Source organism: Microbacterium sp. cx-59, from assembly GCF_020805625.1.
Classification (GTDB): domain Bacteria; phylum Actinomycetota; class Actinomycetes; order Actinomycetales; family Microbacteriaceae; genus Microbacterium.
In genome coordinates, this window is the sequence record NZ_JAJHGO010000001.1 from 234,022 (window position 1) to 248,286 (window position 14,265).

Annotated in this window: 14 protein-coding genes; 3 read left to right on the forward strand and 11 right to left on the reverse strand. The window is 68.7% G+C overall.

Going from position 1 to position 14,265, the window contains the following annotated elements; translation table 11 throughout:
* Positions 1 to 331: 331 nt before the first annotated feature.
* The gene (locus LMI96_RS01010; RefSeq protein ID WP_223720752.1) at positions 332 to 1,726 is read right to left on the reverse strand and encodes a zinc-dependent metalloprotease; all 1,395 of its coding nucleotides are present in this window, start codon (positions 1,724 to 1,726) and stop codon (positions 332 to 334) included.
* 127 nt (positions 1,727 to 1,853) lie between these two features.
* Between LMI96_RS01010 and LMI96_RS01015 the strand changes: the two genes are divergently transcribed.
* Complete coding sequence (locus LMI96_RS01015; RefSeq protein WP_228360156.1) at positions 1,854 to 2,981, forward strand: PDZ domain-containing protein; 1,128 nt, start codon at positions 1,854 to 1,856, stop codon at positions 2,979 to 2,981.
* Positions 2,982 to 3,046: 65 nt separating this feature from the next.
* Complete coding sequence (locus LMI96_RS01020) at positions 3,047 to 5,950, forward strand: UPF0182 family protein (RefSeq protein WP_223720754.1); 2,904 nt, start codon at positions 3,047 to 3,049, stop codon at positions 5,948 to 5,950.
* Positions 5,951 to 6,028: 78 nt separating this feature from the next.
* Here LMI96_RS01020 and LMI96_RS01025 read toward each other — a convergent pair whose 3' ends face one another.
* From LMI96_RS01025 to idi, 8 genes are read right to left on the reverse strand one after another with little or no spacing between them, the layout of a single operon-like run.
* Positions 6,029 to 7,003: an epimerase gene (locus LMI96_RS01025; protein ID WP_228360157.1), complete on the reverse strand. Its 975-nt coding sequence runs from the start codon at positions 7,001 to 7,003 to the stop codon at positions 6,029 to 6,031.
* A 54-nt stretch (positions 7,004 to 7,057) separates the two neighbouring features.
* The gene (locus tag LMI96_RS01030; protein ID WP_374197896.1) at positions 7,058 to 7,942 is read right to left on the reverse strand and encodes a prenyltransferase; all 885 of its coding nucleotides are present in this window, start codon (positions 7,940 to 7,942) and stop codon (positions 7,058 to 7,060) included.
* Complete coding sequence (locus tag LMI96_RS01035; RefSeq protein WP_228360158.1) at positions 7,939 to 8,244, reverse strand: lycopene cyclase domain-containing protein; 306 nt, start codon at positions 8,242 to 8,244, stop codon at positions 7,939 to 7,941. Before LMI96_RS01035 ends, LMI96_RS01030 begins: the two co-directional genes overlap by 4 nt.
* Positions 8,241 to 8,588 (reverse strand): lycopene cyclase domain-containing protein, encoded by a 348-nt coding sequence (locus LMI96_RS01040; RefSeq protein ID WP_223720757.1) that lies wholly within the window; start codon positions 8,586 to 8,588, stop codon positions 8,241 to 8,243. The genes LMI96_RS01035 and LMI96_RS01040 overlap by 4 nt, the downstream gene beginning before the upstream one ends.
* Positions 8,588 to 10,165, reverse strand: a complete 1,578-nt coding sequence (gene crtI / locus LMI96_RS01045) for a phytoene desaturase family protein (RefSeq protein ID WP_228360159.1) — start codon at positions 10,163 to 10,165, stop codon at positions 8,588 to 8,590. Before crtI ends, LMI96_RS01040 begins: the two co-directional genes overlap by 1 nt.
* Positions 10,162 to 11,043 carry a squalene/phytoene synthase family protein gene (locus tag LMI96_RS01050; RefSeq protein WP_228360160.1) on the reverse strand — a complete coding sequence of 294 codons (882 nt, stop codon included), beginning with the start codon at positions 11,041 to 11,043 and terminating at the stop codon, positions 10,162 to 10,164. The genes crtI and LMI96_RS01050 overlap by 4 nt, the downstream gene beginning before the upstream one ends.
* Complete coding sequence (locus LMI96_RS01055; protein ID WP_223720760.1) at positions 11,040 to 12,098, reverse strand: polyprenyl synthetase family protein; 1,059 nt, start codon at positions 12,096 to 12,098, stop codon at positions 11,040 to 11,042. The genes LMI96_RS01050 and LMI96_RS01055 overlap by 4 nt, the downstream gene beginning before the upstream one ends.
* Positions 12,095 to 12,649, reverse strand: coding sequence for an isopentenyl-diphosphate Delta-isomerase (gene idi, locus LMI96_RS01060; RefSeq protein WP_228360161.1), 555 nt, complete (start codon positions 12,647 to 12,649; stop codon positions 12,095 to 12,097). The genes LMI96_RS01055 and idi overlap by 4 nt, the downstream gene beginning before the upstream one ends.
* A gap of 74 nt (positions 12,650 to 12,723) precedes the next feature.
* Here idi and LMI96_RS01065 point away from each other — a divergent pair, with 74 nt between their 5' ends.
* Positions 12,724 to 13,197, forward strand: a complete 474-nt coding sequence (locus LMI96_RS01065) for a MarR family winged helix-turn-helix transcriptional regulator (protein ID WP_228360162.1) — start codon at positions 12,724 to 12,726, stop codon at positions 13,195 to 13,197.
* Between the two features lie 223 nt (positions 13,198 to 13,420).
* On the opposite strand, the gene LMI96_RS01070 is transcribed toward LMI96_RS01065, so the two are convergent.
* Both LMI96_RS01070 and LMI96_RS01075 read right to left on the reverse strand, forming a co-directional pair.
* On the reverse strand, positions 13,421 to 13,708 hold the full coding sequence (locus LMI96_RS01070) for a WXG100 family type VII secretion target (protein ID WP_223720763.1): 288 nt from the start codon (positions 13,706 to 13,708) through the stop codon (positions 13,421 to 13,423).
* A gap of 33 nt (positions 13,709 to 13,741) precedes the next feature.
* Complete coding sequence (locus LMI96_RS01075; RefSeq protein ID WP_228360163.1) at positions 13,742 to 14,263, reverse strand: hypothetical protein; 522 nt, start codon at positions 14,261 to 14,263, stop codon at positions 13,742 to 13,744.
* Positions 14,264 to 14,265: the final 2 nt, after the last annotated feature.

Genomic DNA, 14,265 nt, shown 5'->3' on the forward strand with positions numbered 1-14,265 from the left:
CGCGGAGCGTCGTGCCGCGTCACGAGCACCGGTCGCAGCCGGTGGAGGAAGGCCGTCACGTCCGCGGGCGGAACCCCGTAGCCGCCGGCGATGGATATTGCATCGGATGCGGTCATCCCCGACTCGAGTGAATGCAACAGGATCTCGTGCCAGGCCTCGACGTGTTCGAGCACGAGGACACCGTCGATCCCGAACTGCAGGGCGGTCTCGTCACGCCAGGCGGGCGGATGCGCGGGGTCGAGTCGGAGCATGACCCGATTCTGTGCGGTCCCGGGAGGAGGCGACCGTTGTCCACAGGATGTGGTCGCCTCCGCGCCCGGGGGAGGACAAGTCAGACCGGTGCGGGTCCGTTCCGGCCGTCGTCCGGACGGTCGTCCGGTGCGGAGTCCGGGTCGCCGTTGCTGCGCCCCTCGTCGGCCAGGAGTTGTTCCAGGGCCTGGTCGAACTCGTCGGGCTCCGGCTGCTCGCCGCGTGCCCGCGCGCCCAGGAGGGCGATGAGGGCCGCCGGGTCGTCGATGTCCGAGGAACTCGGCATCAGGTCGGGGTAGTCCCAGAGCGCGTCGCGAGCGGAGACGCCGACCGCGTCGGTGACAGCCCGCCACATGGCCGCGGCTTCCCGCATCCGGCGCGGACGCAGCTCGAGACCGACGAGCGAACCCAGCGCCTTCTCGGCGGGTCCGCCGACCGCGCGACGGCGACGGACGACCTCGGCGACCTTGTCGGCACTCGGCAGTCGCGACGTGGCGTCGGCGGTGACCACGTCGACCCAGCCCTCGATAAGGGCCAGCAGGTTCTCCAGACGCGTCAGCGCCTGAGTCTGCTGCTCGGAGCGTTCGGGCAGCAGTGCGCCGCTCTCGAGCGCCCGCTGCAGCTCTTCGGGCTGCGACGGATCGAAGCGGGCGGCGAGGTCTTCGAGCGCGCTCGTGTCGACGCGGATCCCGCGGGCGAACTCGGTCACCTGTGCGATGACGTCCAGGCGCAGCCACTTGGCGTGGCGGAACAGCCGGGCGTGCGCGAGTTCGCGGGCGGCGACGTAGAGGGCGAGCTGATCGTCCGGGATCTCGAGCCCCGCCCCGAAGTCGGCGAAGTTCTGCGGCAGGATCGCGGCCGAGCCGGACGGCATGAGCGGAATGCCGACGTCGCCGCCGCTGACGACCTCGGTCGACAGGCGTCCGACGACCTGCCCGAGCTGGCTGGCGAAGAGCGACCCGCCGATCGTCCGCATCATCCGCCCGGCGCCCTGCAACATGCCCTGCATGTCTTCGGGCAGCTGGTCGGAGAGGGTCGCGGTCAGCGCATCGGCGATGCTGGACGCGACGGGCTCGGCGAGTTCGCGCCAGACCGGCATCGTCGCCTCGACCCACGCCCCGCGTGTGATCGCGCGGGCGGGTTCGCCGAGGTCGGAGATCGTGGTCGCTTCGCTGAGCCACAGGGTCGCCAGGGTGAATGCCTGGTCGAGATCGGCCCGCGCGCCCGAGCCGACGCCGAGGTCGCTCTGGTTCGCGATGTGCAGGGCCTGCCGCTGGGCTTCGTCCCACGAGATCGAGCCGTCGCCGGACACGAACGCGGACTGCATCTGCCGCATCATCTGCTGCATCATCGCCGGGTCGATGCCCATGCTGGAGAGCTGCTGCAGCTGCGCGGGGTCGATCCCCTCCGCGCCGAACAACTGCCGGAGCAGTTCTTGGAACTGTTCCTCGGGGCTCCGGTCGTCGTCGTCAGCCACGTCAGGCGCCTTTCAGCCGGGGGATGTCGTTGCGATCTACGCTAGTCGCAGAGAAACATCGCACCGCCGGGCGAGCACGAAGTCGCCGTACGCCGGCCGCGAACGGTCGGGACGGAAAGGCGAACGCGTGAGCTTGTTCGAACAGCACGGCACCGCCGTGCCCGAGGCGCCTCGGCGCCCCATGTCGCGGGGCGCGATCGCGGGGATCTGGGCGCTCGTGGTAGCGCTCCTCGCGCTGCTCGGAATGTCGTTCCTGCCGAGCCCCTACGTCATCGAACGCCCGGGCCCGGTCTACAACACGCTCGGCGACGTGCAGGATGCGGACGGCGCCGATGTGCCGCTGATCTCGATCCCGGATGCCGAGACCTATCCCACGGAGGGATCGCTCGATCTGCTCACCGTGCAGGTCGTCGGCACGCCCGAGCAGCGGCTCTCCTGGCTCGACGTCGGTTTGGCGTGGTTCGACCCGACGAAAGCGGTCGTGCCGATCGAGCAGATCTATCCGACCGGGCAGACAACGAAGGAGCGGAGCGTCGAGAACGCGACACTCATGGTCGATTCGCAGGAGGACGCCACCGCGGCGGCCCTCACCCACCTCGGCTACGACGTGGGCGCGCGGCTCGAGGTCGCCGATGTGCAGGCCGGAAGCGCGGCGGACGGCACGCTCGAGATCGGCGACATCATCGTGTCGGCCGGCGGCACGGCCCTCTCCGATCCGCAGCAGCTGCGCGAGATCATCAACGCGGACGCCGGAGCGCCGGTGTCGCTGCAGATCGAGCGAGATGGGGCTCCGCAGAGCATCGACGTCACCCCGAAGGAGGGCACCGGGGAGGCGGCGGGCGTCTGGCAGGTCGGTGTCTCGCTGCAGGTCGACTACCAGTTCCCGTTCGACGTCACGATTCAACTGGACAACGTGGGCGGGCCGTCGGCCGGCATGATGTTCGCTCTCGGGATGATCGACACGCTCACCCCGGGAGAACTCAACGGCGGCGCCGCGGTGGCGGGGACGGGCACGATCGTCGCCGACGGCACCGTGGGGCCGATCGGCGGCATCCGGCAGAAGCTGTGGGGCGCCGAGGGCGCGGGCGCGGAATACTTCCTCGCCCCGAGCACGAACTGCGACGAGGTCGTGGGGCACATTCCCGACGGACTCCGCGTCTTCTCGGTCTCCACGCTCGATGACGCGGTCGGCGTTCTGGACGCGATCTCGTCGGGATCCGACCTCGACGCGCTGCCCACGTGCACCGCTTCGTGACCGGCTGGCAATTTCCGCAGCATCCGCTCGGCGTTCCCCCAGAGGGGCGCTCTTAGGATGGACGAGTGACCTCGACCCCAGCGCCGACGCCCGCCGCCCCGAATCGACCCCGCCGCGTGATCGCTATCTCGCTCGTGGTGATCGCCGCGCTCGCTGTCGCATTCTTCTTGTTCGCGAGCCTCTACGCGGATTGGCTCTGGTACGACCAGCTCGGATTCAGCTCCGTCCTCGTCACCGAGTGGGTCGCGCAGGTCGCGATGTTCGCGATCGGGTTCCTCGGGATGGCGATCCCGGTTTGGCTGGCGATCCAGCTCGCGTACCGGCTCCGGCCGGTCTACGTGCGGCTGAGCTCTCAGCTCGACCGCTACCAGGAGGTCGTCGAGCCGCTCCGGCGCCTGGCCATGTGGGGCATCCCGGTGTTCTTCGGCTTCTTCGCGGGCTTCGCCGCGTCTGCGCAGTGGGAGACCACGGCGCTCTGGCTGAACGGTGTGCACACCGACGCCGCCGACCCGCAGTTCAACATGGACATCGGCTTCTACCTGTTCGGTCTGCCGTTCTACAGCGGACTGGTCGGCTTCGCCTCCGCCGTCGTGCTGGTGAGCCTGCTCGTCACGGGCCTCGTGTCGTACCTCTACGGTTCGGTGCGCATCGGCCAGCGCGAGCTCCGCATCTCCAAGCCCGCCCGCATCCAGCTCGCGATCATCGCGGGCATCTACCTGCTGCTGCAGGGCACGAGCTTCTTCCTCGACCGCTATCGCACACTGACAACGCCCGGCGAGCGCATCACGGGAGCCAGCTACACGGGGGTCAACGCGACCATCCCGGGCCTCGCGATCCTCTCGATCGTCGCGATCATCGTCGCGATCCTGTTCTTCGTCACGGCCGTCATCGGTCGCTGGCGCTACCCGCTCATCGCGACGGCGCTCCTCGTCGTCACCTCTCTCGTCGTCGGCGTCGCCTACCCGTGGATCGTGAACACCGTTCAGGTGCGTCCGAACCAGCGTGCCCTCGAGATGCCGTACTTCGAGCGCAACCTCGACGCCACGAAGTCGGCCTACGGGATCGACGGTCTCGAGACGACCGACTACGACGCGGTGACCGACGCCGAGCCCGGCCAGCTGCGTTCGGATGCCGGCACCACCGCATCCATCCGCATCATGGACCCCGCCATCATCCAGCCGACGGTTCGCCAGCTGCAGCAGTACCGCCAGTACTACTACTTCCAGGACCCGCTCGACGTCGACCGTTACCAAGTCGACGGCAAGGCGCAGGACACGGTCGTGTCGGTGCGCGAGGTCAACACCTCGGGCCTCGGCGACGCGGCATCGTGGCAGAACTCGACCCTCGTCTACACCCACGGTTACGGACTCGTCGTCGCCAAGGGCAACGAGCGGACGACCGATGGTGACCCCGTCTTCATCGAAAGCGGGATCCCGTCGGCCGGGTTCCTGAGCGACCAGGAGTACCAGCCGCGCGTGTACTTCGGTGAGAACTCGCCGACCTACTCGATCGTCGGTGCCCCCGCCGACACCGACCCGATCGAGCTCGATTACCCGTCGGGCACGGATGGCGGCAACGACACTCGCACGACCTTCGACGGCGACGGTGGACCCTCGATCGGCAACGTCTTCAACCGGCTCATCTACGCGCTGAAGTTCCAGTCCGAGCAGATCGTGTTCTCCGACGCCATCAACGAGGACTCCCAGATCCTCTACGATCGCGACCCGGCGACGCGCGTGCAGAAGGCAGCGCCGTACCTGACGCTCGACTCCGACCCGTACCCGAGCGTCGTCGACGGCCGCGTCGTCTGGATCGTCGACGGGTACACCACGAGCGATCAGTACCCGTACTCGACCGCGACGAGCATGTCGCAGGCGATCGAGGACGCGAACAACCCGTCACCGCGTATCGCGCTCGACAACGTCAACTACATCCGCAACTCGGTGAAGGCCACGGTCGACGCCTACGACGGTTCGGTCACGCTCTACGCGTGGGATGAGACGGACCCGCTGCTGCAGGCCTGGCAGAACGTCTTCCCCTCCACGCTCAAGCCGATCTCCGACATGTCGGGGGACCTCATGAGCCACGTGCGGTACCCGACCGACCTGTTCAAGGTGCAGCGGGCGATGCTCGGTGAGTACCACGTCGACACGCCGCTCTCGCTCTACGAGCGCGACAACGCCTGGTCGACCCCGGCCGACCCGCAGGCGGCGGATGTGAACCAGCCGCCGTACTACCTGACCATGCAGATGCCCGGTCAGACATCGCCGACCTACTCGATGTTCACCAGCTTCATTCCGCAGTCCACGGGCGCGGATTCGAGAAACGTGCTCATGGGGTATTTGGCCGTCGACTCGGACGCGGGAAGCGAAGCCGGAGTGAAGAACGAGGACTTCGGCAAGCTCCGATTGCTGGAGATCACCGCGGACACCACGGTGCCCGGCCCGGGTCAGGTGCAGAACACGTTCAACTCTGATCCGACCGTCTCCGCGCAGATCAACATCCTGAAACAGGGGCAGTCCGAGGTCATCAACGGAAACCTGCTGACCCTGCCGGTCGGTGGCGGTCTGCTTTACGTGCAGCCCGTGTTCGTGCAGGCCTCCAGTGGCACTCAGCTGCCGCAGCTCCAGAAGGTCCTGGTGGCGTTCGGTACCGAGATCGCGTTCGAGGACACCCTGAACGACGCGCTCAACGCGCTGTTCGGCGGCGACTCGGGGGCCAACGCCGGTGACGAGGAAGTGGTGCCGACCGACTCGGCCACGCCGACGCCGACACCGACCGACGGATCGACGGATGGCGGCACCACCGCGCCGCCGGCCGCGGGCGCCTACCAGGCGGCTCTGCAGGCCGCGCAGCAGGCCATGCTCGATCGCGACACGGCGATGCGCGACGGCAACTGGACCGCCTACGGCGAAGCCGACGACCGCCTCACGGCAGCCGTGCAGCAGCTGCTGGAACTCGGCGAGTAGTCCCGCCCGCAGCAACGGCGCCTCTCCTTCGGGAGGGGCGCCGTTCTGGTTGTGGCGAGCAGACCGTGCCGCGGTGCGTCAGCTCTTCGCGACGTCGCGGATGGCCGGATCGAGCTCCGGCCATCGGAACACGAACCCCGCGTCGGTGAGCACCTCCGGCGTCACCCAGCGGCTCTTCAGAACGAGCTCCGGCTCGGTGCGGAGCACCCACATCGCGGGCTCCAGCATCCATCGCCACGCCGGCAGCCCCACCCGCGCGCCGACCGCCCGACGCAGGGTGCGCATGAGGGTTCTGTTGTCGGACGGATGCGGACTCGCCAGGTTCACCGGGCCGGCGATCTGATCGTGGTCCCGGAGGAAGCGCATCGCGCCGACGACGTCGTCGAGGTGGATCCAGCTGAACTTCTGTCGTCCGCGCGTGCGGTGCCAGCCGCTTCGCTCGGATCCGCTCGCATCCGGGCCGATGCCGCGATAGCGGCGGTGGGAGAACCACCACGAGTCGATCTGCGGCCCGCCGAGACCGATGCGGGCGAGGCGCACGAGTATGGCGGTGGCGGGTCCGTCGCCGAGGACGATCGCCATCCGGAGTGCGACCCGACGGGTTCCTGGCAGGTCGCCGGCGAAGAACTCCTTCTCCCAGGCGCGGGCGACGTCGACCGAGAATCCGTCGCCGATGACGCCGTCCGACTCGGTGTTCGCGCGATGCACCTCGTGCCGGTAGATCGTCGCGGTCGACGCGTTCAGCCAGACTCTCGGCGGGTGCTCGGCTGCGGTGACCGCGCGATGCAGCATCCGGGTCGTGTCGACGCGCGAGCGCAGGATCTCCTCGCGATTCGCGTCGCGGTAGCGGCAATCGACCGACTTCCCGGCGAGGTCCACGAGAACGTCGCTGCCATCGACGGCGCGAGCGATGGCATCCGGATCACTCCAGCGGATGCTCTCGGTGCGGCCGATGCGGCGGACGTCGTAGCCGTCGCTCGTCAACGCTTCGACGACGGCGCGACCCACGAAACCGCTCGCCCCCGCCACTACGGCCACGGGTTGATCCGGCATCCGATCCTCCGTCCGCGCGCCTCGTGGCACGTCGCCCCCGAGCGTAGCGGCGGCTCAGGAGGTCTGCAGCCACCACCAGATGAGCAGAAGCGTGACCCCGAAGCCCGCGATCTGGTTGAGCCACAGGAATCGGCGCCACCCCGCGGTCGCGCGCTCCGCGTCGGCGTCGGCGACGTTCCGGTAGGGCCAGACGGTGCCGAGGTAGAGCAGTGCGAGCAATCCCGCGAGCGGACCGGGCCAGCTCGTGAGGAGCATCACCAGACCGGCCAGCGTGTAGCAGACGAGCGCGAAGCGCACCGTCCACCGGGCGCCCCGCACCGTGGCGATCGAGGCGATGTCGGCATCGCGGTCGGCGACGACGTCCTGCACCGCGCCGAAGGCGTGCGAGGCGACTCCCCACAGCGCGAAGGCGCCGACGATCGCGCCGAGCTGCGGTGTCCAGGTCGCCCCGGCGAGCACGAGCCCGTACACGGCGGGGGAGAAGAAGTGGATGCTGCTGGTCGCGGAGTCGGCGAACGGCACCTCTTTGAGGCGCAGCGGCGGAGCCGAGTAGAACACCACGAAGAACATGCTCGCGGCGAGCACCGCCCAGGAGAGCGGCGACCCCACGACCACGAGATAGACGAGGAACGGCAGGCACGAGAGCCCCGCTGCCCACAGCGTGATGGTGTGCAGGCGGCGGTCGAGCACGGCGCCGTGCGCTCCGCCCTTACGCGGGTTACGAAGGTCGGATTCGTAGTCGAAGACGTCGTTGATCCCGTACATCGCCAGGTTGTAGGGGATCAGGAAGAACATCGTGCCGACGATCAGCGTGACGTCGATCTCGCGCACCGTGAGCAGATAGGCGGCGGCGAACGGGAAGGCGGTGTTGATCCAGCTCACCGGGCGGGACGAGACGAAGAGGGTGCGGGCCACCGTGCCCGCGGACAGCGTGGTCAAGAATTCCTCCGGGCGGGCAGGAGCGCGGCGACGGCGGGTACGCCGAACGCTGCGCACAGCGGGTACGAGAAGTCTTCGATCGGTGCCAGGCCGATCCGGATGCCGCTCAGGTGCTGTTCCGGGTAGGTGAACAGGTCGAGCGCGATCATGAGGTTGTCGAACACCGCGGTGAGCAGAAGGAGCACGACGGCCGCGATGAGCGATGCCCGCATCCGTCGCCCGAAGCCCGGCCGGCGGGCGCTCCACGCGGTGACGATGGCGGTCACGAGCACGAAGGGGATGACGAGGAGCGGGTAGGTCACCGGGCGTCCTCCGCGCGAGCAGCCGCGTCGCTTTCGTGGCGCGCCGGACGGAGCGCGGCTCCGGAGACGACGAGGGCGAGGTAGCAGAGGAACGCGAGGAAGAAGGGTTCTTCCAGCGGCAACTCGGGCGCGAGCTGAACGCCGATCAGGAGCGGGCTGTCGCCCTTCACGAACACGCCGGTGGCGATCCCGAACGCATCCCAGACGAGGAAGAACGCCGTGCCGATCAGCACGGCGACAAGCGTGCGCCGGCGGTCGCGCCAGAGCGCGAGACGGAATCGTGCGTCGAGAGCGGCGACCCCGGCCGTACTCAGAAGGATGGCGAGCAGATAGGCGCCCGGCATCAGGAGGCGCTCGGGGACTGTTCCGGCAGTGGGCCCGCCGAGCGGTCCCCGCGCAGCCGCTTGATCACGAGTTCGGCGGAGATGAGGCACATCGGCAACCCGATGCCGGGCAGGACGGACGCCCCCGCGTAGTACAGGTTCGGGACACGCGAGGAGACGTTCTTCGGGCGGAACAGCGCGCTCTGGCCGAGCGTGTGCGCGAGCCCGAGTGAGTTGCCGCGCCAGGCGTGCAGGTCGGCGCTGAAATCGCCCGGGGCGATGGTGCGCCGGACGACGATCCGATCGCGGAGGTCCGGGATCTCGCACCATGCCGCGATCTGATCTATCGCCGCATCCGCGGCGCGCTCGATGACGTCGTCGCCCGCACCGTCGATGCCACCGCGCCCGAGCGACGGATCCGCCGGGATCGGCACCAGGACGAAGAGGTTCTCGTGTCCCTCCGGTGCGACGTCGTCGTCGGTCGCGCTCGGGCGGCAGACGTAGAGGGACGCCGGGTCGGGGATGCGGCTGTCGGCGCCGAAGATGTCGGCGAAGTTCGCCCGCCAGTCCTCGGTGAACAGCAGCGTGTGATGGCTGAGGGCGGGAAGCTCGCCGCGGACACCGAGCAGCACGAGCAGCGCGCCGAAACTCGGTGTCTTCGACGTCCACCACTTCTCCGGGTAGGTGCGCGCCTCTGCCGGCAGCAGCGCGTTCTCGGTGTGGTGCAGGTCGGCGGTCGAGACGACCAGGTCTGCCGTGAACCGGCGGCCGTCGGTGGTCGTCGCCCCGGTTGCTCGGCCGTCGACGACCTCGATCGCGGAGACCTCCGCTCCGGTCTCGATGCGAACGCCGCGGGCCTCGGCGAGGCGGGCGATCGCCGCGATCAGCGTCGTGAACCCGCCGCGCGGGTAGAGCACGCCGTCGTCGAGATCGAGGTGGCTCATCAGGTGGTACAGGCTCGGCAGGTCGTACGGGGACCCACCGAGGAACACTCCGGCGTAGCCGAGGATCTGGCGCAGGCGCGTGTCGGTGAACTGCTTCTCGATGCGCGTGGCGAGCGGAACGGTCAGCATCGACGCGAGCCGCGCTCCCCGACGGAGCACCGCCGGATCGACGAGGTTCGTGTACGACTCGTACGTGTCGTAGAGAAAGCGCGAAACGGCCAGGTCGTACGCGTCGCCGGCCGAATCGAGGTACTTCTCCAGGCGTGCACCGGCCCCGGGCTCGATGCCCTCGAAGAGGGCGACGGCCTCATCGCGCCCGGAGACGACGTCGATCGCGGGCGGGGCGACGGAGGTCGCCGCATCCGGCTCTCCGTAGACGCGGTACGCGGGATCGAGCGGGACGAGATCGAGTTCCGCCTCGGCCGTGGTGCCGAGCAGGCGGAAGAAGTGGTCGAAGACCTCGGGCATCAGGTACCAGCTCGGCCCGGTATCGAACCGGAAGCCATCCTGTTCCCAGCTGCCCGCGCGTCCGCCGATCTGACTCTGTCCCTCGAGCACGGTGACCCGGTAGCCCTCTTCGGCGAGGAGTGCCGCGGTCGAGAGACCGGCGATTCCGCCTCCGACGACGAGGGCGTCGCGGCCCCGGGCGGTCACGAGCGGGCTCCGCGCGGTGCGCCGCCGAGCCAGGCGTGTGCGGCGAGCTGGGCCTTCTGCGACGACGACACCCGCACGCGCGGTGCACCGGGGGTCGCGCGGCGCAGGCGTTCCGACAGGGCGGCGAAGAGGTCGTGCGCCGCGGTCACGGCGCGTCGGCAGTCCGCAGGCAGTTCGGGAATCACCGCTGCGGCCGCCGCGAGGTCGGCATCGATCCGATCGAGCACATCCGTTCGCGTCCTTTCCTGATCATCCACGGCAAGGTAGTCGCGACCGAGCGCACTCGCGTCGTGGTCGAGGTCGCGGAGGAAGTTGACGTCCTGGAACGCGCGGCCGAGGGCGCGCGCCCCGGTGACGACGTGTGCGGGGGGCGGGACCGGGTGCGCCGCTCCGGCGTTGTGGAAGACGGCGAGGCACATGAGCCCGACGACCTCCGCCGAGCCGTAGACGTAGGCATCGTGTGAGGCGTCGTCGTGGCTCAGCGTGGAGATGTCGGTGCGCATCGACGCGAAGAACGGGGCCGTGAGGTCGGCGCCGATGCCGCACTCCCGTGCCGTTGCCGCGAAGGCGTGCACCACGAGGTTCGTGCTGAAACCGGTGCGCACCGCGTCCGCCGTCTCCTGCTCCAGCATGTCGAGAGCGTGCCGTTGCTGCGTTTCGTCGAGGCCCGCCTCCCGCGCCGGACCGTCGACGATCTCGTCGGCGATGCGGACGAGCGCGTAGACGTTGCGGACGTGCGGCCGAGGCCGCGGTCCGAGCAGGCGGGTAGCGAGCGAGAACGAGGTCGAGTACGCGCGGATGACGGATGCTGCCGCGGTCACCGCGGTGCGGTCGTACAGCGACAGCCCCGTCGGTTCGGCGTCGCGTCGGGGGCTCACGGGATGCGTTCTCCGATTCGGTCGGCGATGTCGCGCACGAGGGCTGAGGCCGCGGGGGGCAGGCCGTCCGCGCGGGCGCGCGCTTCGTCGAGCGTATCGTCGATGAGCTGCAACAGGCGCTCGCGCGCGCCGCTCTCGTGCAGCACGCGCTGTGCCTCGAGCACGGCCACCGGGCCCGTCCGCGCGAGCGCGAGGGCGTCGCTGACCGTCTGCCACGACGGGCTCTGCTCGGCGAGCGCGATGAGCGGCGTGCGCTTGGCCTCGCGCAGGTCGCCGCCGGCATCGCGACCGGCCTGATCCGACGTTCCGAACGCGCCGATCAGGTCGTCGACGAGTTGATATGCGAGTCCGAGGCGGCCGCCGCTCGCGCGGAGCGCCTCGAGTTCGTCGTCGCTTGCGCCGGCCAGCAGTGCGCCCGCCCGAAGCGGGGCGGCGAACGAGTACACGGCCGTCTTGTCGTGCGCGGCAGCCATCAGCGAGTCGGCTGGGGAGTCGTGGCGGGTGATCGCGTTCTCGACATCGGCGAGCTCGCCCGCGGCCGACACGACGACGGCGTCATCGAAGAGGGCCATGAGTGCGGCGCGCCGATCGGCGCGCACGTCGGCGAGGGCGACCAGACGGGTCGCTTCGTAGAGCAACAGGTCGCCGCCGAGGATCGCGGCGGCCGCGCCGAGGTCGGCAGCAGCCGACGCGTCGGCGCCTCCGCGGGCTCCGCGGGCGCGGAACTCTCCGGCGATGTTCGGCACGCCGCGGCGCTCCACGTCGTGGTCGATCACGTCGTCGTGCACGACGAACGCCGTGTGCAGCAGTTCGAACGACGCGGCAACGGGAAAGACGGCGGGTGTGTCCTCGAGTCGTCCGCCGAACGCGTGGAAGCTCGCGATCACCAGCGCCGGGCGGAACCGCTTGCCGCCGCTCGCGGCGCGGCTGACCGCATCCGCCAATGCTCCGTACGCGTCGCCCAGTTCGGGCGCGCGCAGACGGATGCGGCCGACGGCCTCGTCGATCGCCGCGTCGATGCCGGCGTGCGCTTCGGGGGAGACGTTGCGGATCACGAGCCCACCCGCGCGGTTGTGTGGCCGGCCGCGAAGAAGTCGAGCTGCGCGGCCTGCAGTACGAGCCACGGGCTGAAGGCCCAGGGCGTCGCGCGGAGCGCGGCGGCCAGCTCGGCGGGATCAACCCAGCGGAAGTCGACCACCTCGTCGGGGTTGGGTGTCGGATCGGCGTTCATCTGTGCGACGTAGACGGGGCACACCTCGTTCTCGACGATGCCGCTGGCGTCGACGGCCCGGTACCGGAAGTCGGGGAGGGCGAGCTCAAGGCCGTGCAGAGAGAGACCGAGTTCGAACTCGGCGCGGCGGTGGACCGCATCCGTCATCGATTCACCCGGCTGCGGGTGTCCGCAGAAGCTGTTGGTCCAGACGCCGGGCCAGGTGCGCTTGTGCAGCGCCCGGCGGGTCACGAGAACCTGCCCCGCGTCGTTGCGCATGTGGCACGAGAATGCGAGGTGCAGAGGCGTGTCGGAGTCGTGCACGCTAATCTTCGGAGCGGTTCCGATCGCGTGTGCCTCGTCATCGAGGAGAACAACATATTCGTTCTCGAGCATCGGACCTCCCTTTGCTAGCTTAGCTAGCTATCCTGCTCTGAACGATATTACCCACGGCGCTAGGAGGTGTCCACATGACCGGATCCCCCGGCGAGGTGCTGTCTCAGGATGCCGAAACGCTGCGCGTGCTCTACGCCGTCCGTGCCTTCAGCGATGCGATGGAACGCATGTACAGCGGCATGAAGGGCGACATGGACATGAACGCGACCGACCTCGCCGCCCTCCGGATGCTGATCATCCGTGAGCAGCGGGATCAAGCCGTGAGCCCCCACGACATCGCTCGCCACTTGCGGATCTCGACCGCATCGACCACGAAGCTGATCGACCGGCTGGCCGAGACGGGGCACGTGGTGCGGCAGCCGCATCCTCGCGATGGTCGTGCGCGCCTGATCGCGCTCACCGAGAAGTCGCGGAGCGAGTTCCGCCTTCACTTCCGCGACAGCGTCGGAGCCATGCGGGGGGTGGCGGAGGAGTTCTCCGCATCCGACCTCGCCATCGTTTCCGGGTTTCTCGAGCGTCTCTCGGCCGCGATCGACCCCGATCTCTGAGGTTGCGTGGTTGCGTGACTCGCCGCGGGCGACGGGCCGCGAAGAGCGCGCAGGGCCCACGCAAAAGGCCCCGGATCACGAGGATCCGGGGCCTTTCTTTTGTTGCGGGGACAGGATTTGAACCTGCGACCTCTGGGGTTAAGTCACACAGTGCCGACTGATTCTCGGCCCGGCTGCTGGCGATCAGGTTATGACTGATACTGGCCCTGACGTGCGAGAGTGATCATTCGCTCCAGAGGTCGCGGACGGTGGTCTCTGCGGACACGAGCAAGGCTCCGGCTGACGACGCACCATCTCGCGCACGTTTGATGGCGGCGCTGAGTTCCTTCATGGCCGCCGACCACTTGCCCTGGGCCTCGCCGTAGGCGGCAGACGCAGCCCCGTCCCAGTCGGCACGAAGCCCGGTCACTTCCTGTTCGAGTTCTTCGAGGTACGTCTGCATGGCAGCGACGGCAGCTCCGAGTGCATGGACAAACGCTTCGTGCCGCCCGTCGTCGAATGAGATGGTCATGCGTCACTCTTCCGCGGTGTTCCGGGGTTTCCGTCAGTACTTGTCGCTCGGGTGAATGTCATCAGGCAATCGGAAGCACGGCGAAAACGAGAGGATCTCGATTTGTGTGAGGTCTGTGCTGGGCGTCATCAGCCAGCCTGATCCGTGGGGTCCGAGCACGTGAGCAGACGGTGAGCCGTCCACTGCGGTCTCTAGAACTGCGGTGTACGGGTCGTTGCTCGCGTACTTTGCGACCGCGTAGTCGACGATCGCTGCCGTATCCGCCTCACCCTGAAGGAACACCATCGTGTGACCGGCCCACTGAGCTGCTCGATCAGGTCCACAGCCCAGGAAAACGCCGACGTCGTTCTGATCGATGGATGCAATCGCGTCTTGGGGAACGAGAGCCGCGAGCTCAAGTTCCATGGCTTGTGTCGTCTGCTTTGCGTCAACAACCGAAAGTGCTTCGTCTACGTCGTATGCGTCGTCCACGTTGTCCTTTCCGCCGGTGCAAGCAGACAGCAACAGCGCACTCGCCACTGCGATCACGGCGACCACTGCTCTCCGTGAACTCATCG